The organism is Aquamicrobium segne, from assembly GCF_042656785.1.
Classification (GTDB): Bacteria; Pseudomonadota; Alphaproteobacteria; order Rhizobiales; family Rhizobiaceae; genus Mesorhizobium; species Mesorhizobium segne.
Window position 1 is genome coordinate 160,635 of sequence record NZ_JBHSLL010000012.1, and the last position, 17,407, is coordinate 178,041.

The following is a 17,407-nucleotide window of genomic DNA, read 5'->3' on the forward strand; positions in this document are numbered from 1 at the left end:
TTGTGCGGCATAATTCCATGTGTGCTCACAAAATGCTCTAAAGCCTGTCTCCCGAGACTTGAGAACCAGTTTCGGGATAAAGACATGCGTAATAACAAAGGCTTAAAGCAGGTCGTGTGAATCTGAAAGATTGCGACACGCTTTAATGAATATGAGTTTGACGAGAATGGGGAGTGCTGTGGATAAGCGGGTTCGTGACGCCGGTCTAAGGCCGACGCGCCAACGTGTAGCGCTGGCCGAGCTGCTGTTTGCCAAGGGCGACCGCCATTTGTCGGCTGAAGAACTGCATGAGGAAGCGCTGGAAGCCGGTGTGCCGGTCTCGCTTGCCACTGTCTATAATTCGCTGCATCAATTTACCGAAGCCGGGCTTTTACGGATTCTGGCGGTCGAGGGTTCAAAAACCTATTTTGATACCAACACCTCTGACCATCATCACTTTTACATCGAAGGCGAGAACCGCATTTTTGATGTGGAAGGTGAGGCCATGACGGTCAATAATTTGCCCAGGCCGCCGGACGGCATGGAAATTGCCAATATTGATATTGTCATCCGGCTGCGCCCCAAAGCGGTTTGAACCGGGTTCAAAGCCTGTCTCCCGAACTTAAGAACCAGTTTCGAGATAAAGACACGCGTAAAAACAAAGATTTAAAGCAATCTCGTGAATCTGAAAGATTACGACATGCTTTAATCCTTCACCTTTTCACCCGGATAAGCGCCCCAGACAAGCGACTGGCCAAGCCAGCCCGAATGTCCGCCAAAGCTTAGTTCGCACCATTGCCCGTCACAGGATTTGATGGTGCCGATAACGCCGGGCTCCAATATGGCAACGGTCTGCGCGCCTTCCAAAGGACGGCGCAAAAGGTTGATTTTCATCTCCTTGCCGCGCTGCCATGGGGCAATGATTGCCGTGCGTTTGCCTGAAAGCAGGGATTGATTGATCCAGCCTTCTGCGCCTTCTGCATCGCGCACCCGCCGCCAATTGTCATATTCCTGAATGATTTCCATCGGCAGGCCAGCCTTGGTATACATCCAGTCCACCGAATAATTGGTGCCCGGCCCGACGCGGGAATTGACGCGGGCTGATTTGAGACTGACGAAACGCGGCAGGGGCAGGCCGCTGGGGCCCAATTGTGTAGCCTGGGCCTGTGCACCGGCAGGGGCAATGCTGGCAAGCTGGGGAATGGTCAGAGCCAGAAAAGCAGCCCCCAAAAGAAGATGGCGAAGACCAAACGACACGAAACCGGACACTTTTGTTCCCTTGCAAGGTTTTTTTATTGAATGGGCAGGAGCTGAAGCTCGACGCCTTTTTCTTTGTTTGCGCAAGTTTGGCTTGATCCATCTTCGGTGGATGGAATTTGCCAGACCTTGCGACCAGTTTGCAGTTTCGCCGGTCTTGGTTAAAGAGGTCTCAACATTAGGGTCAGGATCTGCTAATTTGATCAGAATGGCGCTTGAAACGGCAAGAAAATGCAAGGAGAAGTCCAATGGTCGATGTGTTTTTATCGACCGAGGACTTCGACGTGGCAGTTTGAAGCCGTTTCAGCGTCCTTTGGATGTGGTCCATTTGGTCGGCAACGGCGTCGAAAAGCCTTGAAAATGTTCACATTTCCTGCGCCTTTTCTTCTCGTATCCAACCAAATGACCTCACACCATTCTAAACAAATTAACAGGTCCTGACCCTAAAGCATTCATGAGCTTTCAGTTTCATTTGCCATGCTTTAAATTCTGATTTTCGCCGCATATGTGCGAGGCTGGATATTTTTATCCGGCAATAAAAAATGTTCTAACCGGGATCGGGGTAAATATGACCGGCAGGAAAAAGCCTCTTGTTGTCATCACGCGCAAGCTGCCGGATCTGATCGAGACGCGGATGCGTGAACTGTTTGATGCCCGCCTCAATGTTGAAGACCGGCCCATGAGCCGGGCAGAACTGATGGAGGCCGTCAGGCAAGCCGATGTTTTGGTACCAACGGTTGCCGATACGATTGATGCCTCGGTGATTGCCGAGGCTGGAGAAAATTTCAAACTGATTGCCAATTTCGGCAATGGCACTGAAAAAATCGATGTGGCAGCCGCCAGCGCCAGAGGCATTACGGTGACCAATACACCCGGTGTTTTGACTGAAGACACGGCTGACATGACCATGGCGCTGATTTTATCGGTGCCGCGGCGGCTGACGGAAGGCGCTTCCATTTTGCCTGAAGGCAGGAAATGGGCCGGGTGGTCGCCAACCTGGATGCTGGGGCGGCGCATATGGGGCAAGCGGCTGGGTATTGTCGGCATGGGGCGCATTGGAGCGGCAGTTGCCCGGCGCGCCAAGGCTTTTGGCCTGTCCATCCATTATCACAATCGCCACCGTGTTATGGGTGCGCTGGAAGATGAGCTGGAGGCTACCTATTGGGAAAGCCTCGACCAGATGCTGGCGCGCATGGACATTATTTCGGTCAATTGCCCGTCAACCCCGGCCACCTATCATCTTTTATCGGCGCGTCGATTGGCGCTGATGCAGCCCAGCGCCTATCTGGTCAACACCGCCCGTGGCGATTTGATTGATGAAGAGGCGCTGGTAAAGGCGCTGGACGGCGGAAAACTTGCCGGTGTAGGGCTTGATGTTTACGAAAATGAGCCAGCGGTCAATCCAGAACTGATCCGGCTGGCGACAAGCGGCAAGGCCGTGCTTTTGCCGCATATGGGTTCGGCCACGCTGGAGGGGCGCATTGATATGGGTGAGAAAGTCATCATCAATATCCGTGCCTTTTGCGATGGCCATCGCCCGCCAGACAGGGTGATTCCAACACGGGTTTAGAGTCTGGACTTATGTTATGATCTGCCTTGGTGCTTGTAGGAAATGGTGTCGAAGCGTGCTGCCAGCGCATCATAAAGCAAAAGCCTGCCCACCAGTGGTGTGCCAATTTTGGTAATCAGCTTGATGGCTTCCATCGCCTGCAAGGTTCCCATCACACCGACCAGTGCACCAACCACTCCGGCTGCCGCACAAGAGGGTACAAGGCCGTCTGGCGGTGGTGCGGGAAACAGATCCCGATAAGAAGGGTTGGGCTCACCGGCAGCATTTGTCTCAAAAGGCTTGAGCACGGTCAGTGATCCGTCAAAACGCCCGACTGCGGCATGAACCAGTGGCCGCTTTTCCTGTTCACAAGCATCGGCCACGGCAAAGCGCGTGGCAAAATTATCGGTGCCGTCGATGATCAGATCATAGCTGGCAATGAGAGCGGGCGCATTTTGCGGGGTCAGGCGCAATTGATGCAGTTTGACCTGAACATGCGGGTTGATGCGCAAAATTGCGTCCCGGGCGCTTTCAGCCTTTGAGCGGCCCAGCGATGTGGTGCCGTGAATAATCTGTCGTTGCAGGTTGGACAGCGACACCTCGTCATCGTCGATGATTCCAAGCGTGCCCACACCTGCTGCGGCCAGATAGGCCAGAACCGGCGCGCCAAGTCCGCCAGCCCCCACGACCAGTACACGCGCTGCTTTCAGCCTGCGCTGACCGGTGCCGCCAATTTCAGGCAGCACAATATGGCGCGCATAGCGTTCAATTTCATCATCGGTCAGGGACGGAAGGGTCTTCATGAAGACAGATTACCATGTTGGGTGACGGCGTCACGCCACAAACATGTTTATTCAGTCAATGGTGCTAAAGCCTGTCTCCCGAACCGGGAACCAGTTTCGGGGTAAAGACATGCGTAATAACAAAAATTTAAAGCGTGTCGCGTGAATCTGAAAGATCGCGACATGCTTTAATGGTTCCATGATCGACGCTTAAAAACTGGGCACGGCCTTCCAGACTGGAAAACAAGGCCGCATCGGTGCCGGTCATGAAAGCCTGACAATTCATGTCCTCCAGAATGGAAAACAGGGCGGCACGCCGACCCGGATCAAGATGGGCTGCAATTTCATCCAGCAACAGGATGGGCGACAGGCCTGAAATTTCACCCGTCAATCTGGCGTGAGACAAAATCAGGCCAACCAGCAATGCCTTTTGCTCGCCGGTGGAGCACAGTTCGGCCGGCATGGATTTGGGCCGGTGACGCACGATGAGGTCTGAGCGGTGCGGGCCTGTGAGTGTGCGCCCCGCCATGCGGTCACGCTCGCGCTCTGTCGCCAGCCTGTGGCGAAAAGCTTCCTCTACATCCACGGCTGGCATGGTGTCGATTTGTGTTTCCAGTTCACCAGCAAGGGTAATGTCAGCCTGCGGGAAGGGGCCATCACCGGGCAATTGCTCGATCTTGGCAATCAGCAGCCGCACCAGTTCGGTGCGCGCAGCAGCAATGGCCACCCCCGTTTCGGCAAGCTGTGTTTCAATCGCCTCAAACCATGCGCTGTCGCGTGAATTCTCGGCCAGCAGCCGGTTGCGGCCGCGCATGGCCCGTTCATAGGTCAAGGCGCGCTGGCCATGGGCAGAATCAATGCTCAGAACCAGCCGGTCAAGAAAGCGGCGGCGCTCGCCTGCTGGCCCGGTAAACAGCGTGTCCATGGCAGGGGTCAGCCATATGACGCGCAGCCATTGCAGCAATTCATCGGCGTTGCGCGCAGGCGCGCCATTAATGCGGACCCGGCGTCCGCCTTCGCCGCCATCTGCCGCCATCAGGCCGGTGCCGATATCAACCTCGCCTTGCGACCCGTCGAGCCTTGCATGGAGCGTAAAGCCGCCATCGCCGCCATTATGCGCCACATCGGCATAGGGTGCGCGGCGCAGGCCCCGTCCCGGAGCCAGCAGGGAAATGGCTTCCAAAAGATTGGTCTTGCCAGCGCCATTATCGCCGCTGAGCACCACCAGCCCCGGTTTGAGCGCCAGCGAGAGCGATACATAATTACGATAATTGGTCAGCGTCAGCCGACTGATATAGGGACCGCAAATCGTTTCCATGGGCAGGCATCGCAAACCGCAATGCGATGCGGTCAGACCCGCATCGGCATCAGCACATAAAGTGCATTTTCATCGCTGGTGTCGCGAATAAGGGTGGGAGAACCGGCATCGGCCAGCATGAATTCAGCATCACCGCTGCTGAGCTGGCTGGCGACATCAAGCAGATAGCGCGCATTAAAGCCGATCTCGATCGGCTCTGATGAATAGTCGGCAACCAGCTCTTCGGTGGCGCTTCCCGAGTCGGGATTGTTGACAGCCAGCGTGATCTGACCGTCGCTGATCGACAGTTTGACAGCGCGCCCGCGCTCGGAAGAGATTGTGGAAACGCGGTCAACCGCGGCTGCAAAGCTCTGGCGGTCAATGACAAGGCGCTTGTCATTGCCGGTTGGAATGACGCGCTGATAGTCAGGAAACGTGCCGTCAATAAGTTTGGAGGTCAGCACCACAGAGCCGATGGTGAAACGGATCTTGGTGTCGGAAAGTTCAATTGCGACTGCCACATCAGGCGTATCGAGCAGCTTTTGCAACTCGCCCACCGTTTTGCGCGGAATGATGATGCCGGGCATGTCTTCCGAGCCTGCCGGAGCATCGATCTCGGCGCGCGCCAGCCGGTGTCCGTCGGTAGCTACCGAGCGCAGCTTCAGCTTGCCGTCGGCCTCATGGGCATGCAGGAAAATACCATTGAGATAATAGCGGGTCTCTTCGGTGGAAATGGCAAACTGGGTCTTGTCGATCAGCCCCTTCAGAGCCGAAGAATCCAGCCGGAAAATATGCGGAAAAGTACCGGCTGAAAGTTCGGGGAAATCCGATTGCGGCAGGCACTGAAGCCGGAAGGATGAGCGCCCGGAGGTGACGGTCATGGCTGCACCGTCCTCATCGGTTTTCAGCATGACTTCTGCACCGTCGGAGAGCTTGCGCACAATATCATAAAGCAGATGGGCCGGAACCGTGGTCGCCCCCGGCTGCTCGATGCGCGCCGGTGTTGCCTCTGTCATTTCCAGATCAAGGTCAGTGGCTTTCATTTCAAGGCTTGCGCCATCGGTGGAAAGCAGGACATTGGACAGGATTGGAATGGTGTTGCGCCGCTCAACCACACGGTGGATGTGGCTGAGGGATTTGAGGAGGTTCGACCGTTCCAGAATAACACGCATGACGAAACAGGCTCGCTTGAAGAATGAAAGCAGGGTTCCGGTGTGCCATATCTTGCCCGGGCAGGCAAAAAAGACGCACTGGAACAGGGGAGGCAAACTGACAGGAAAACCAGCCTGAAAGCAAGTCCGAAGGGGAATTGATCACTGATTTTGTCTCTGCACAGGGCATGAAATCTGCATCATGCCCTGCATTTGTCCCAAGACGGGCCCCGGTTTGGGAAATAGGCTCCAGGCTCTTGTTTTGGCCGCATTTATACGAGGCCAGATGGCGCCATCTAGGCTCGCAAAATGTTTCAGGCCTGATCGTTGATCAGCCGCCTCAACAGTTCCAGTTCCTGTGCCAGAGTATTGTCATTGTCGGACAGACCTTCGATCTTTCGGACTGCGTGCAGCACAGTAGTGTGGTCGCGCCCGCCGAAGCGCCGCCCGATTTCAGGCAGGGAACGCGGCGTCATCACCTTGGAAAGATACATGGCCACCTGGCGTGGCTTGACGATGGTGCGTGTGCGGCGACTGGAAAGCAGTTCTGTGCGCGATACATTGTAATGGCGCGCAACAATGCGCTGAATGTCTTCAATGCGCACCCGCTTGGGCTCACCAGCGCGGTAGATATGGCCCAAAATCTCGTCAATGCGATCAACCGTGATCTGCGGCTCGAAAGACTGACGAAACAGAAGCTGGTTGAAGGCGCCCTCAAGCTCGCGGCCGCTGCCGGTAACCGTGCGCGCCACATGTTCCAGAACCTCGCTGGAAATGTCGATGGCCGCGTCTTCAGCCTGGGCTGCCGTCAGCCGCTGTTGCAGCATGGACAGGCGCATGGGCAGGTCCGGTGATGACATTTCAAGGGCAACGCCGCCATTGAGGCGTGAGCGAACCCGCGGCTCCAGCGATTCAAGTTCGGAAGGCGGCCGGTCGGCGGCGACCACCACCTGCCTTGCGCTGTCCAGCAGCATGTTGATGAGATGGCAGAACTCATGCTGGATCGACTTGCCTTGCAAGAACTGCATGTCATCAATGATCAGGAGGTCAATGTCGCGAAGCTGTTCTTTCAGCGTCAGCGCATTGTTGTCGCGGATGGCGGTGGCAAAGCGCCACATGAAATATTCAGCCGTCAGATAGACAACGCGCGACTTCGGGTTCTGGTGCAGTGCTTCTGCTGCGATTGCCTGCAACAGATGGGTTTTGCCAAGGCCAACCGTGGCATGGAGAAACAGCGGGTTGAAACGCACGGCGCTGGAGTGCGATTCGGCAACGGCCTGGGCTGCGGCAAAGGCAACACGGTTGGATGGCCCCTCTACAAAGGAGGCAAATGTGTAGCGGGCATCAAGGGGGGAGCCCAGCACATTGTGCCGGAATTCGGTCTGTGGAGGGACTGAGCGCTGAAATGGCGTCTGTTCGGCTTTGCCTGAACCGGTTCCGTTGGGCGTCATGGTCGAGGCAAGGGCGGTTTGAGACTGGTGCGGCACTGGGCGGCTTTGTGCCTCTACCTCAATACTGGCACGGACCGGGCGGGCGGCCGAGCGCACAATGATTTCAACCTTGAGAATGCCGGGGTCTTCTTCTTTCCACAATTCCACGATCTGATTGAGATAATGGCCATTGATCCAGGAGCGCAGGAAGGCGGTGGGAACGGAAATGCGCACAACGCCCTTCGAGGCTTCGGCCAGTTTCATGCGCCCAAACCAGCTTGAATAGACCTCTGGCCCAAGGCGGGCCTTAAGCTGGGACTTGACCCGTTCAAACTTGTGATCAGCCTCGTCGAGAGTTGTCATGTCATGTTCTTTGGCCGCCTTGTTCTCGAAAGGTAAATCGCCAAGTTTCCTGCCCATGCCACTCTGCATTTCGTGATCCCTAGTTCTGCATTTCACGTCGGAGCGTATTGCCCGTGACGGTCTTAATTCTCAAAATCCCCGGTGGGGCCATTTGGGCCACGCAACAAGGAGGCTCGCTGGAGCTGTGCCATTTTTGGCCCATCCCCAGCAGGGAAGCTGTGCGCAGGGCAAAGCAAGCCGCCCGGCGCAAAGCCGGTCAAACCTGGACATGCCATACAATGAACTGGTCCCCTACCAGTATCGAAAGCGATACCAACCATTTCACGAACACGGGTTCGTGCGGTCAACTCTGCCTGTGCTTGATTGGGTCGAGGGCTTGGCGCCTGTCCCTTTCGATAAAAAGACACTACCGAAAACGTTGTGGAAAGAGCAAGGGCAGGTCTTACTGCTTTTTAACGAATCTGGTTACCAAATTGCCCTCAAAAGTGCTGCCCTCTCTGCTGGTTTTCATCAAAGCCATTGGGATTCAAACTCTTTTCGTCAGAGTCACAAAACGCAGTCTGGTAAGATTCTTTTTTTTAATATTTCGCTTGACATGAGGTTGTTCCCCTTCGGAGTGCACGATTGTGCACAGCCTGTGGATGAGCATGTTTCAAGCGATTGTAAAGGAATGGTTTTTGATCACCCGGGTTGAGATTTTGAGCAATTGTCAATACAACCCAAGGTGTATATAGATGGTAAAAAAGTGCAGGGCCAGGGTGTGGCTGGCAGGTGGGGATAGCCAGCGAAAATCGTGAATGACCAAGGTCATAAGAAAACCCGGCACGAATGCCGAGCTTTTTAAAATTCTGATGGCTGCGTTAACATTTAAGCGCTTTGTGAGCACAGACGGTTTCGTCCGGCAGCGCACAAATGCGGCTACAAAACAGATAAAGCACTGTGTGCCCGGCAGGACGCACAGTGCTTTGAATTTTTATCTATATGCATGTCTTTATCTCGAAACTGATTCTTAAGTTCGAGAGACAGGCTTTAGGCAGGTGTTCAGGCTGACAGGGCCTTGAGGCGCTGTGCCAGACGCGAAACCTTGCGTGAAGCCGTGTTCTTATGAAAGACACCCTTGGAAACGGCGCGCATCAACTCAGGCTGAGCATTCTTGAATGCAGCTTCAGCAGCGGCCTTGTCACCAACGGCCAGAGCTTCTTCGACCTTGCGCACATAGGTGCGAACGCGCGAGCGACGATCCTTGTTGACCGCGGTGCGGTAAGCAATTTTGCGCGTAGCCTTCTTGGCCGATGGAGTGTTGGCCATATTGCCTCTCTTTTTGATCTTGAACAGGTGAATGCGCGCGGTTGCCCGCAAAACGCAATAACAATTGGGCAGCCGTTGGGCCACCACAGTTGGGCGGCTTATAAGTCAGCTTTCATAATCCGTCAATTGCAAGCCGTATTCAAACTATGATTTTGGGTGGCAAAGTGTAGTTTTGGGTGGGTTTGCCGGTCTTATTTGTTGCGAAACTCCGGCTTGCGCTTTTCTGCAAAGGCAGCCATGCCTTCTTTCTGGTCTTCCAGCGCAAACAGGGAGTGGAAGATGCGCCGTTCGAATCGCAAGCCTTCCGTCAGGGACATCTCATAGGCGCGATTGACCGCTTCCTTGTTCATGAGGATGGCGGGCAAGGAGAAGCTGGCAATTTTGGCAGCCGCCTTTAACGCCTCCTCAACAAGCTCACCGACTGGCACAATGCGTGACACCAGACCGGAGCGTTCGGCCTCTTGCGCATCCATCATGCGCCCGGTCAGGCACATATCCATGGCTTTTGATTTGCCGACAAAACGGGTCAGCCGCTGTGAACCGCCCATGCCGGGCATGATGCCAAGCGTAATTTCCGGCTGGCCGAATTTTGCATTGTCACCGGCAATGATGAAATCGCACATCATGGCCAGTTCGCAGCCGCCGCCCAGCGCATAACCGGCCACTGCGGCAATGATCGGCTTGCGGGTGCGGGCAAAATCATCCCAGCCTGAAAGCAGGTCACCAAGATAGGCATCTACATAGGTTTTGGACTGCATTTCCTTGATGTCGGCGCCGGCTGCAAAGGCTTTTTCCGAGCCGGTCAGCACAATGGCGCCAATGGAATCATCGGCATCGAAGGCTTTTGTGGCGACCAGCAATTCACCCAGAACGGCAGAGTTCAGCGCATTCAGCGCTTGTGGCCGGTTGAGTGTGATCAGCCCCACCTTGCCGCGGGTCTCGACGAGGATGTTTTCATAAGACATGGGAGCTTTCTCCTGAAGGATTTTGGGGCCGGTTATTTCTGACAGGCGCGGCAATAAAAGGTCGAGCGGCCGCTTTGTACAATGCGTTCAATGATGCCATGGCAGCCGGGGGCAAGGCAGGGTTTTTTCTCGCGATCATAGACGGCAAAACTGTGTTGAAAATAGCCGAGCGAGCCATCGGTGTGTTTATAATCGCGCAAGGACGAGCCGCCAGCGGCAATGGCGTCTGCAATGACGGCGCGGATTGATTGCGCCAGCCTTTCGCGCTGTTGGGCTGGTTTGCGCCCTGATGTGGCAATTGTACCGGCGGCCCTTAATGGCGAAAGGCCCGCCCGCCACAGCGCTTCACACACATAGATATTACCAAGACCGGCAATCAGGCGCTGGTCGAGCAGGGCAGCTTTTAATGGAGCCTTGCGGTTGTGAAACAGTGTGGCCAGCAGGTCGGCGCTGAGCGCATTGCCGGTTGGTTCCACGCCAAGATTTTTCAGCATCGGGTGTTCATCTGGAATTGTTTGACAAAACAGCATGAAACCGAACCGGCGTGGATCATTATAGATGATGCGATGCGGGATCTGTGATCTGGACATCACCTCAAAGACCGCATGGTCATGCGCTTCATTTTGGCTGTGGTCTGAATGAAAATGGCCGGGTGCAGTCTGTTCTTCAATGCGAAACGATCCCGACATGCCAAGATGACAGAGAAGGGCAGGCCCGTCCTCGATATGCAGGATCAGATATTTGGCGCGGCGGCCAATGGCGGTGATGAGGCGTCCGTTCAACTGCTCAGAAAAGTTTTCAGGAAAGAAAAAGCGCAAATTGGGCCGCCGCGCCTCGGCCTTGAGGATACGCGCACCTTCCAAAACAGGCTGCAAGCCGCGCCGGACGGTTTCGACTTCGGGCAGTTCAGGCATGGCCACCAATTTGTGTGTAAAAGGAGTTGCCATATTTTCCCGGCGCAAGGCCAAGATGTTCAGCTACCGTTTCGCCTATATCGGCAAAACTGGAGCGCAGCCCCACATGGCCGCCAGCCAGACCGGGCGCAAGCCCCATGATGGGGATCTGCTCGCGTGTGTGGTCGGTGCCGTGCCATGTCGGGTCATTGCCATGGTCGGCGGTGAGCAGGAACAGGTCCCCGGATTTCAACCGCGCCAGCGCTTCAGGCAGGCGTCGGTCAAAGGCTTCAAGGGCTGCTGCATAGCCGGTTGGGTCGCGGCGATGGCCATATTCGGTATCGAAATCGACAAAATTGGCAAAAACCAGATCATTGTCTTGCGCCTCGTCCATTGCTTCCAATGCCTGATCGAACATGGCCATATTGCCTGCCGCCTTGCGCAGTCTGGTGATGCCGCGATGGGCAAAAATATCGCCGATCTTGCCAATGGCGAGCACCTGACCTTGCGCCTGGGTCACACGGTCGAGCAATGTTGGCTCTGGCGGCGTAACGGCATAATCACGCCGGTTTGATGTGCGTCTGAAGTTTTTTGGATGATCACCGCTAAAGGGGCGGGCAATGACGCGCCCGATTTTAAGCGGATCGCACAAACGGCGCACCAGCACACAGAAATCATAAAGACGCTCCAGCCCGAAATGCTCCTCGTGGGCGGCAATTTGCAGGACGGAATCAACCGAAGTGTAGCAGATGGGTTTGCCGGTCAGGATATGTTGGGCGCCAAATTGCTGGATGATGGCCATGCCATCGGCATGGCAATTGCCTAAAATGCCCGGAACCTGTCCTTGCAAGATCATGGCTGAGGTCAGCGCGTCTGGAAAAGCCGGAATTGTGTCAGGAAACCGCCCCCAGCCGAAATGCTGGGGCAGGGCAGCAATTTCCCAATGGCCTGAAGGGGTGTCCTTGCCGCTGGAAACTTCCTGGGCGGCACCGAAAAATGCGGAAGCCAAAACAGGCGATGGGGGTGTTTCAAATTCATAGCCGGTGGAGGTTTGGGCAGCTTTTCCAAGCCCAAGCGAAACCATATGCGGCACGTTCAATCGCCCTGAGCGCAGACCGGGGCGATTGGCAAGATTGGCGCGGCAGGCATTGGCGATGTGAGCAAAAGTATTGGCGCCTTCATCACCAAATTCAGCCGCGTCAGCCGCGCCGCCAACACCAAATGAATCCAGAACAAAGATGAATGCGCGCGCCATTGCAGCCTTTTGAGCATTTTGCAGGCAGATGGAATCATCTGACGTCGTACAAATGCGGTTAAAACAGGAGCTTAGAGCATTTTGTTGGTTTTTCGTGAAAATAAAAAATGCTCTAGCATGTCGGGCAGGCAATTTCACGCCTGATGCGCGGCCTTGCATAATTGATCTCTGTCATCTTGAGGCCGGTAAAAAAGCCGGACGGGCCAGCAGCCGTATTGCCATCGCGGGGCCAGAGCAGAATGGGAAAATAATTGAGCCTGCTTTCCACTCTGATCAAAAAGCTGTCCCCGGTTTTCAAGACTGCCGGAACAGAAACCGTTGATCCCGCAGCAAGGGCTTTGACATAATTTCCACTGCTGTTGACCTTGCCGGACCAGACGATCCGGGGAATGGCGCCTTGCCGCTCGCTGCCGATCTGAATGGCGCTGACCGTGACTTCCGGTGTGGAGCGGCTATAGGGCCGCATCGTTGCCTCGGTGATCTGGATGATGTCTTTCAAGACGGAGGCTGACAACTGGTCCTGTTGGCCGACAAGATCTGCCACCATGGTGCCAAGGCGGCCCAGCCGCCGGTTGGTCTCAATTCCCTGAACGGTTTCTATCGTCATGAAATACAAGATCAGCAAGATAGGGGCGATGAGGGCAAATTCGACGGCCGCAACGCCCTTGTGGTTGTGAATGAAGGCTGTAATGCGTGTTGCAAATGAAGTGATCATGTTTGCGCTCCACAGCCCGTCAAAAGGGTTCATTTTGCCAGACGAAGGACGCAAAATGCAGCGTCTTTCCACCATCGAGACTGGCTATATATCGGCTCATGAAATCTGTGATGATCGGCCATTTGTAGAAGACCCTGAGAATGTTGCGCGACATGGTCGGGCCAGGCTCTATTGCAAAATCCTCTTCCCTGATATTGCCGGGCTGCAAGACGATTTTATCCTCCACGATTGTAAATCGGTAGGACGCAGCTTGTGAGAAATGATCGAAGGAGCGCAGATCAATCAGCAGCCCCGGGCATCCTTTGCTGACGATAACTTCCATACGCCCGCAAATCTGTGTGAAAATCGTATCCCGCAATTCCTGCTTCTCGGCTTCTGTGTGGCCGGGTTGCAATTGTCCTGTGCGGAACTGGCGCGCAATATCGTCCGTGGCATTGATCATGACCGTCTGCGCGGCAAAGGATATGCAGGTTTCCAATATGGCGAAGGTCAGCAGTGTAAAAGGCAGGATCAGGATAGAAAATTCGACGGCCACGCTGCCTTTGTCGTTACGCCTGAACCGTGTGAAAAAATCTGGCCGACGGCGTTTATTGCCTGCGCCGGAATTTCTGGAAATGTTTTCCATGCCCATCTGACACCCCTTGCCACTTGAGGCAGACTATAGAGGCAAGCGGTTGAAGTGTGGTTTGAAGGGCTGCTCAATTGCAAGCAAGCATATTAAGTCTGCGTCAACCATAAAGCCATTATCGCAAAGCAGGAACCGGATTCGGGATAATGGTTTTAGGGCCGGGATCAAAAAAATGATGTCAGTATCCGCCGGTCTGGCTGTCGGAGATGCGTTCTGCTTCGCTCTGAAAAGAGCTTTCGCAATAGGGCGTGCAGGAAAGTGTTTGCACATTGGAGCGCCGGTAGACGCGCACGGTTGAAGCCGTCTGGCGGCTGACCGTGATCTGTTCATCCAGAATGGGTGCGCCTTCCTGATCGATCACCACCAGATTGGTGGTGCCAAAACCCCTGCCGGTCAAGACAAGTGTGGTGGCATCCTGTACGGAGGCGTCCGCTATGGAGGAGTTTCCGACAATGATGGTGTCAGCAGGTCGTGACAGCTTGATGAGGCGCGCCTGGTTCATGACCACTTCAATACCGGAGGCCTGAGCAGAAAGCGTGACGGCTTCTGCTTGCGCAGGCTCGGTTTCTGTCGCCATGACCATGCCGCAGCTTGCCGCCAGCAGCACACCCACAATGCCCGCAATGAATGATGGTCTTGATATGGACACCTGATTTCTCCTGCCTGGCGGATATTGGAAAGAAATATGAACGGGAGTGGTGAACCAAGGGTTAAACCCGGCAAATCACGTAAAAGCTGCAAGATCACCGATCTTTAACACCCTTTGGCATAGTCTGGCCCCTAAAGCCTGTCTCTCGAGACTTGAGAACCAGTTTCGAGATAAAGACATGCGTAAAAATAAAGATTTAAAGCGGGTCGCGTGAATCTGAAAGAAAAGCGACACGCTTTAATATTCACAGCAGGTGCCAGACCGATGCTTGAAGCTCTGATTTTTGTTGTCTTTCCATTCTGCATGGTTTTTGCCGCCATTTCGGATGTGCTGTCGATGACCATCGCCAACAAGGTGTCGCTGCTGCTGGTTGCAACCTTTATGGCCATTGCGCCTTTGACCGGCATGGAATGGGGCGATTATGCCCTGCATCTGGGGGCAGGTGCTGCTGTCCTGAGCGTGACTTTTGTTCTGTTCGCTATTGGCGGCATGGGTGGCGGGGACGCCAAGCTGATGGCGGCAACCGCGGTCTGGATGGGGTTTGATCTCGTTCTGCTGGAATATCTGGTTTATGCCTCTTTCGTTGGCGGCGGGCTGACGCTGGCCACGCTCGCCTATCGCAAGTCAATGCTGGTTGATCTGACCCGCAACAACATGTTCCTGCGCCATTTTGCCGATGCAAAGGTCGGCATTCCCTATGGTGTGGCGCTGGGCTTTGCCGGATTGATGATCTACCCCAAGAGTGCGCTGGTCGTCTGGGCGCTGGCGCAGATGGCTGGCTGAGGCGATAACTTCCCGTTAAGCAAAGTTGTAAGCGCCACGTTAACTATAATTTGAGGATTGCGGCTGCACTATCTCCTGCGGGTGTTGATTACCGGGGTTAGGGGTTGGACAGATGGCTGCATCGCGTCTGATAATTTTAGGGGTTGCGATCGCTGCAGCGGGCGGCGCAGGCTATGTCGCCAAAAACATAGTGACACCGCCACCGGCCAAGGTCGTTGTCCAGCCAGGCGAACAGGCCCCGGTGGTCAAGACTGTGGATGTGGCTGTTCTGACAGGCGATGTGCCGATTGGCGCTCCGTTGGGCAACAACGTCCAGTGGGTTGCCTGGCCCACTGACACGGTCAATCAGAATTTTATCACACGCGACAGTGAGCCTGATGCGCTTGCAAAGCTCAAAGGCTCGGTCACGCGCATGCCCATGTATAATGGAGAGCCTGTACGACGCATCAAGCTGATTGATGAGGGGCAGAGCTTCATGTCGTCCATTCTGCCTTCGGGCAGGCGGGCTGTTGCCACCTCGATTGCAGCCGATACATCTGCCGGCGGGTTCATCCTGCCCAATGACAGTGTCGATGTGATCATGACCCGCCGCAGTGAAAGTGCCGGGGGCAGCGGTTTCACGACAGAAACAATTTTGCACAATATCCGCGTTCTGGCCATCGACCAGACCATTCAGGAAGATGAAGAAGGCAAGAAAACGCGGATTGGCCAGACAGCGACGCTGGAACTGACACCGCAACAGGCCGAAATCATCACAGTTGCCCAGCAGATGGCAGATCGTCTCACATTGGCGCTGCGTTCAGTCAAGGACACGCAGGAAACCGGGCAGGAAGAGGCTGACTATCTGGTCAGTGGCGCCGGTCGCCGTGGCACGGTGCGTCTCATCAAATCTGGAGAAGTTTCCGAAGTGGGGGCAAGGAAATGAGATTTTTCATCAGGTTTCCCATCGCTTTGACGGCAGTTGCCCTGCTGTTTGGTGCATCCCCCGTGCTGATGCCAGCGCTGGGTGTTGCAACGGCAGAGGCTGCCAGCAGCACGGTACAGGCAACGACTGCCAGCAAACGGATCAATCTTGGTCTCAATAAATCGGTGGTGGTTGATCTGCCGCGCGATGCCTATGATATTTTAGTGGCCAATCCGGGTGTGGCAGATGCGGTAACGCGTACGTCACGCCGCATCTATCTGTTTGGCAAGTCGGTTGGTGAAACCAATATTTTTATCTTTGGGCCCAATGGCGAGCAGATTGCCAGTTTTGATCTTTATGTGGAGCGAGATGTCGCGGGCATTGAAGATTATCTCAAGCGCTTCATCGCCAATTCCGACATCCGGGTTGAACTGGTCAATGACAATGTGGTGCTGACCGGAACCGTGGCCACACCACTGGATGCCAGGCGCGCCGAACAGCTTGCCAGTGCCTTTGTCACGGGCGGCGAGGCAACCACGGGCCAATATTCGCAAACGGCGGCGGGCGGCTCGTCAGATTCGGGCGTGGCCATCAACAATCCCGACAGATCGCGGCGCGGCAGCGCCATCATCAACATGTTGCAGATCATGGGTGAGGATCAGGTCACGCTGAAGGTAACGGTGGCCGAAGTCAGCCGCAATGTGATGAAGCAACTGGGTGTCAATCTGGTTGGGCAGACCAATGGTGTGCGCTTTGATATGTTGAACCCGAACCCGGCACTGCTTCAGGCCGGCACCGGCCTTGGCGGCGCCGATATGTTGCGTGGTTATGTCAATGCCATGGAACAGGCCGGTGTTATGCGCACCCTGGCAGAACCTACCTTGAGCGCCATTTCAGGTGAAATGGCCACGTTCAAGGCCGGTGGTGAGTATAATATCGTCACCAATGTGGTGAATGAAGAAGGCCGCACCGTCCGCACACTTGAACAGATCGAATATGGTATCGGGCTGGAATTTCAGCCGGTGGTTTTATCGCCGGGCCGCATCAGTCTGAAGGTGCGCACTTCGGTTTCAGAGCCGACACCAGAAGGGTCGGTTGAAATGGGGGGGCAAAATATCCTGTCGCTGCGCAAGCGGCTGGCCGATACTACCGTTGAACTGCCTTCTGGTGGTTCGATGATGATTGCCGGATTGGTCAATGACAATTCACGCCAGATTTATAAGGGGGTGCCGGGTCTGTCAAAAGTTCCGGTGCTTGGCACGCTGTTTCGCAGCCGTGATTTTGAGCGCAACGAAACCGAACTGGTCATCATTGTCACGCCCTATCTGTCAAAGCCGGTGGCGCGTAACGAACTGGCAAAGCCCGATGATAATTTCAACGTCGCAAGCGATGGCGCCGGCATGTTCCTTGGCCGCGTCAACCGTGTCTATGGCACCATGAAAACCGACAAGCCTGCTGGCCGTTATCACGGCATGGTCGGCTTCATCTACAAATGAGCG

The 17,407-nt window shown here is 55.1% G+C and carries 18 protein-coding genes; 6 read left to right on the top strand and 12 right to left on the bottom strand.

All coding sequences use genetic code 11. From position 1 onward, the window contains the following. Positions 1-151 precede the first annotated feature (151 nt). Positions 152-574: an iron response transcriptional regulator IrrA gene (irrA, locus tag ACFPLB_RS03900; RefSeq protein WP_378227976.1), complete on the top strand. Its 423-nt coding sequence runs from the start codon at positions 152-154 to the stop codon at positions 572-574. Positions 575-684: 110 nt separating this feature from the next. On the opposite strand, the gene ACFPLB_RS03905 is transcribed toward irrA, so the two are convergent. Beyond that, entirely contained in the window at positions 685-1,248 is a 564-nt protein-coding gene (locus ACFPLB_RS03905; protein ID WP_378227978.1) for an SH3 domain-containing protein, read from the bottom strand. 556 nt (positions 1,249-1,804) lie between these two features. Between ACFPLB_RS03905 and ACFPLB_RS03910 the strand changes: the two genes are divergently transcribed. Continuing rightward, entirely contained in the window at positions 1,805-2,806 is a 1,002-nt protein-coding gene (locus ACFPLB_RS03910; protein ID WP_378227980.1) for a 2-hydroxyacid dehydrogenase, read from the top strand. 14 nt (positions 2,807-2,820) lie between these two features. On the opposite strand, the gene ACFPLB_RS03915 is transcribed toward ACFPLB_RS03910, so the two are convergent. The 4 genes from ACFPLB_RS03915 to dnaA form a co-directional block, all read right to left on the bottom strand. After that, positions 2,821-3,588 carry a molybdopterin-synthase adenylyltransferase MoeB gene (locus ACFPLB_RS03915; protein WP_378227981.1) on the bottom strand — a complete coding sequence of 256 codons (768 nt, stop codon included), beginning with the start codon at positions 3,586-3,588 and terminating at the stop codon, positions 2,821-2,823. 127 nt (positions 3,589-3,715) lie between these two features. After that, positions 3,716-4,885: a DNA replication/repair protein RecF gene (recF, locus tag ACFPLB_RS03920; RefSeq protein ID WP_378227983.1), complete on the bottom strand. Its 1,170-nt coding sequence runs from the start codon at positions 4,883-4,885 to the stop codon at positions 3,716-3,718. 32 nt (positions 4,886-4,917) lie between these two features. Next, on the bottom strand, positions 4,918-6,036 hold the full coding sequence (gene dnaN, locus ACFPLB_RS03925; protein WP_378227985.1) for a DNA polymerase III subunit beta: 1,119 nt from the start codon (positions 6,034-6,036) through the stop codon (positions 4,918-4,920). Positions 6,037-6,329: 293 nt separating this feature from the next. Beyond that, complete coding sequence (gene dnaA / locus ACFPLB_RS03930; protein WP_378227987.1) at positions 6,330-7,877, bottom strand: chromosomal replication initiator protein DnaA; 1,548 nt, start codon at positions 7,875-7,877, stop codon at positions 6,330-6,332. A 124-nt stretch (positions 7,878-8,001) separates the two neighbouring features. Between dnaA and ACFPLB_RS03935 the strand changes: the two genes are divergently transcribed. After that, on the top strand, positions 8,002-8,502 hold the full coding sequence (locus ACFPLB_RS03935) for a hypothetical protein (protein WP_378227989.1): 501 nt from the start codon (positions 8,002-8,004) through the stop codon (positions 8,500-8,502). Between the two features lie 347 nt (positions 8,503-8,849). Here ACFPLB_RS03935 and rpsT read toward each other — a convergent pair whose 3' ends face one another. The 7 genes from rpsT to ACFPLB_RS03970 all read right to left on the bottom strand — a co-directional run bounded on the left by rpsT (position 8,850) and on the right by ACFPLB_RS03970 (position 14,149). Next, positions 8,850-9,116, bottom strand: a complete 267-nt coding sequence (gene rpsT, locus ACFPLB_RS03940) for a 30S ribosomal protein S20 (RefSeq protein WP_378227990.1) — start codon at positions 9,114-9,116, stop codon at positions 8,850-8,852. A 191-nt stretch (positions 9,117-9,307) separates the two neighbouring features. Continuing rightward, the gene (locus tag ACFPLB_RS03945) at positions 9,308-10,081 is read right to left on the bottom strand and encodes an enoyl-CoA hydratase (protein WP_378227991.1); all 774 of its coding nucleotides are present in this window, start codon (positions 10,079-10,081) and stop codon (positions 9,308-9,310) included. A gap of 32 nt (positions 10,082-10,113) precedes the next feature. Continuing rightward, positions 10,114-10,995: a bifunctional DNA-formamidopyrimidine glycosylase/DNA-(apurinic or apyrimidinic site) lyase gene (gene mutM / locus ACFPLB_RS03950; protein WP_378227993.1), complete on the bottom strand. Its 882-nt coding sequence runs from the start codon at positions 10,993-10,995 to the stop codon at positions 10,114-10,116. Continuing rightward, on the bottom strand, positions 10,988-12,229 hold the full coding sequence (locus ACFPLB_RS03955) for a phosphopentomutase (protein ID WP_378227994.1): 1,242 nt from the start codon (positions 12,227-12,229) through the stop codon (positions 10,988-10,990). The genes mutM and ACFPLB_RS03955 overlap by 8 nt, the downstream gene beginning before the upstream one ends. Positions 12,230-12,341: 112 nt before the next feature. Further along, on the bottom strand, positions 12,342-12,944 hold the full coding sequence (locus tag ACFPLB_RS03960) for a TadE/TadG family type IV pilus assembly protein (RefSeq protein WP_378227996.1): 603 nt from the start codon (positions 12,942-12,944) through the stop codon (positions 12,342-12,344). Between the two features lie 19 nt (positions 12,945-12,963). Then, on the bottom strand, positions 12,964-13,575 hold the full coding sequence (locus tag ACFPLB_RS03965) for a TadE/TadG family type IV pilus assembly protein (RefSeq protein ID WP_378227997.1): 612 nt from the start codon (positions 13,573-13,575) through the stop codon (positions 12,964-12,966). Positions 13,576-13,750: 175 nt separating this feature from the next. After that, positions 13,751-14,149: a pilus assembly protein N-terminal domain-containing protein gene (locus tag ACFPLB_RS03970; RefSeq protein WP_378228382.1), complete on the bottom strand. Its 399-nt coding sequence runs from the start codon at positions 14,147-14,149 to the stop codon at positions 13,751-13,753. A gap of 336 nt (positions 14,150-14,485) precedes the next feature. Here ACFPLB_RS03970 and ACFPLB_RS03975 point away from each other — a divergent pair, with 336 nt between their 5' ends. The 3 genes from ACFPLB_RS03975 (at position 14,486) to ACFPLB_RS03985 (ending at position 17,404) form a co-directional block, all read left to right on the top strand. Then, the gene (locus ACFPLB_RS03975; RefSeq protein ID WP_378227999.1) at positions 14,486-15,004 is read left to right on the top strand and encodes an A24 family peptidase; all 519 of its coding nucleotides are present in this window, start codon (positions 14,486-14,488) and stop codon (positions 15,002-15,004) included. Positions 15,005-15,116: 112 nt separating this feature from the next. Next, positions 15,117-15,929: a Flp pilus assembly protein CpaB gene (gene cpaB, locus ACFPLB_RS03980; RefSeq protein ID WP_378228001.1), complete on the top strand. Its 813-nt coding sequence runs from the start codon at positions 15,117-15,119 to the stop codon at positions 15,927-15,929. Continuing rightward, the gene (locus tag ACFPLB_RS03985; RefSeq protein ID WP_378228002.1) at positions 15,926-17,404 is read left to right on the top strand and encodes a type II and III secretion system protein family protein; all 1,479 of its coding nucleotides are present in this window, start codon (positions 15,926-15,928) and stop codon (positions 17,402-17,404) included. Before cpaB ends, ACFPLB_RS03985 begins: the two co-directional genes overlap by 4 nt. Positions 17,405-17,407: the final 3 nt, after the last annotated feature.

Coding starts and splice junctions, on each gene's coding strand:
- ACFPLB_RS03910 (WP_378227980.1), top strand. CDS start 1,805: ATGACCGGCAGGAAAAAGCCTCTTGTTGTCATCACGCGCAAGCTGCCG.
- ACFPLB_RS03970 (WP_378228382.1), bottom strand. CDS start 14,149: ATGGCGACAGAAACCGAGCCTGCGCAAGCAGAAGCCGTCACGCTTTCT.
- ACFPLB_RS03965 (WP_378227997.1), bottom strand. CDS start 13,575: ATGGGCATGGAAAACATTTCCAGAAATTCCGGCGCAGGCAATAAACGC.
- cpaB (WP_378228001.1), top strand. CDS start 15,117: ATGGCTGCATCGCGTCTGATAATTTTAGGGGTTGCGATCGCTGCAGCG.
- rpsT (WP_378227990.1), bottom strand. CDS start 9,116: ATGGCCAACACTCCATCGGCCAAGAAGGCTACGCGCAAAATTGCTTAC.
- dnaA (WP_378227987.1), bottom strand. CDS start 7,877: ATGCAGAGTGGCATGGGCAGGAAACTTGGCGATTTACCTTTCGAGAAC.
- ACFPLB_RS03945 (WP_378227991.1), bottom strand. CDS start 10,081: ATGTCTTATGAAAACATCCTCGTCGAGACCCGCGGCAAGGTGGGGCTG.
- irrA (WP_378227976.1), top strand. CDS start 152: ATGAGTTTGACGAGAATGGGGAGTGCTGTGGATAAGCGGGTTCGTGAC.
- ACFPLB_RS03960 (WP_378227996.1), bottom strand. CDS start 12,944: ATGATCACTTCATTTGCAACACGCATTACAGCCTTCATTCACAACCAC.
- mutM (WP_378227993.1), bottom strand. CDS start 10,995: ATGCCTGAACTGCCCGAAGTCGAAACCGTCCGGCGCGGCTTGCAGCCT.
- ACFPLB_RS03985 (WP_378228002.1), top strand. CDS start 15,926: ATGAGATTTTTCATCAGGTTTCCCATCGCTTTGACGGCAGTTGCCCTG.
- ACFPLB_RS03915 (WP_378227981.1), bottom strand. CDS start 3,588: ATGAAGACCCTTCCGTCCCTGACCGATGATGAAATTGAACGCTATGCG.
- recF (WP_378227983.1), bottom strand. CDS start 4,885: ATGGAAACGATTTGCGGTCCCTATATCAGTCGGCTGACGCTGACCAAT.
- ACFPLB_RS03975 (WP_378227999.1), top strand. CDS start 14,486: ATGCTTGAAGCTCTGATTTTTGTTGTCTTTCCATTCTGCATGGTTTTT.
- ACFPLB_RS03955 (WP_378227994.1), bottom strand. CDS start 12,229: ATGGCGCGCGCATTCATCTTTGTTCTGGATTCATTTGGTGTTGGCGGC.
- dnaN (WP_378227985.1), bottom strand. CDS start 6,036: ATGCGTGTTATTCTGGAACGGTCGAACCTCCTCAAATCCCTCAGCCAC.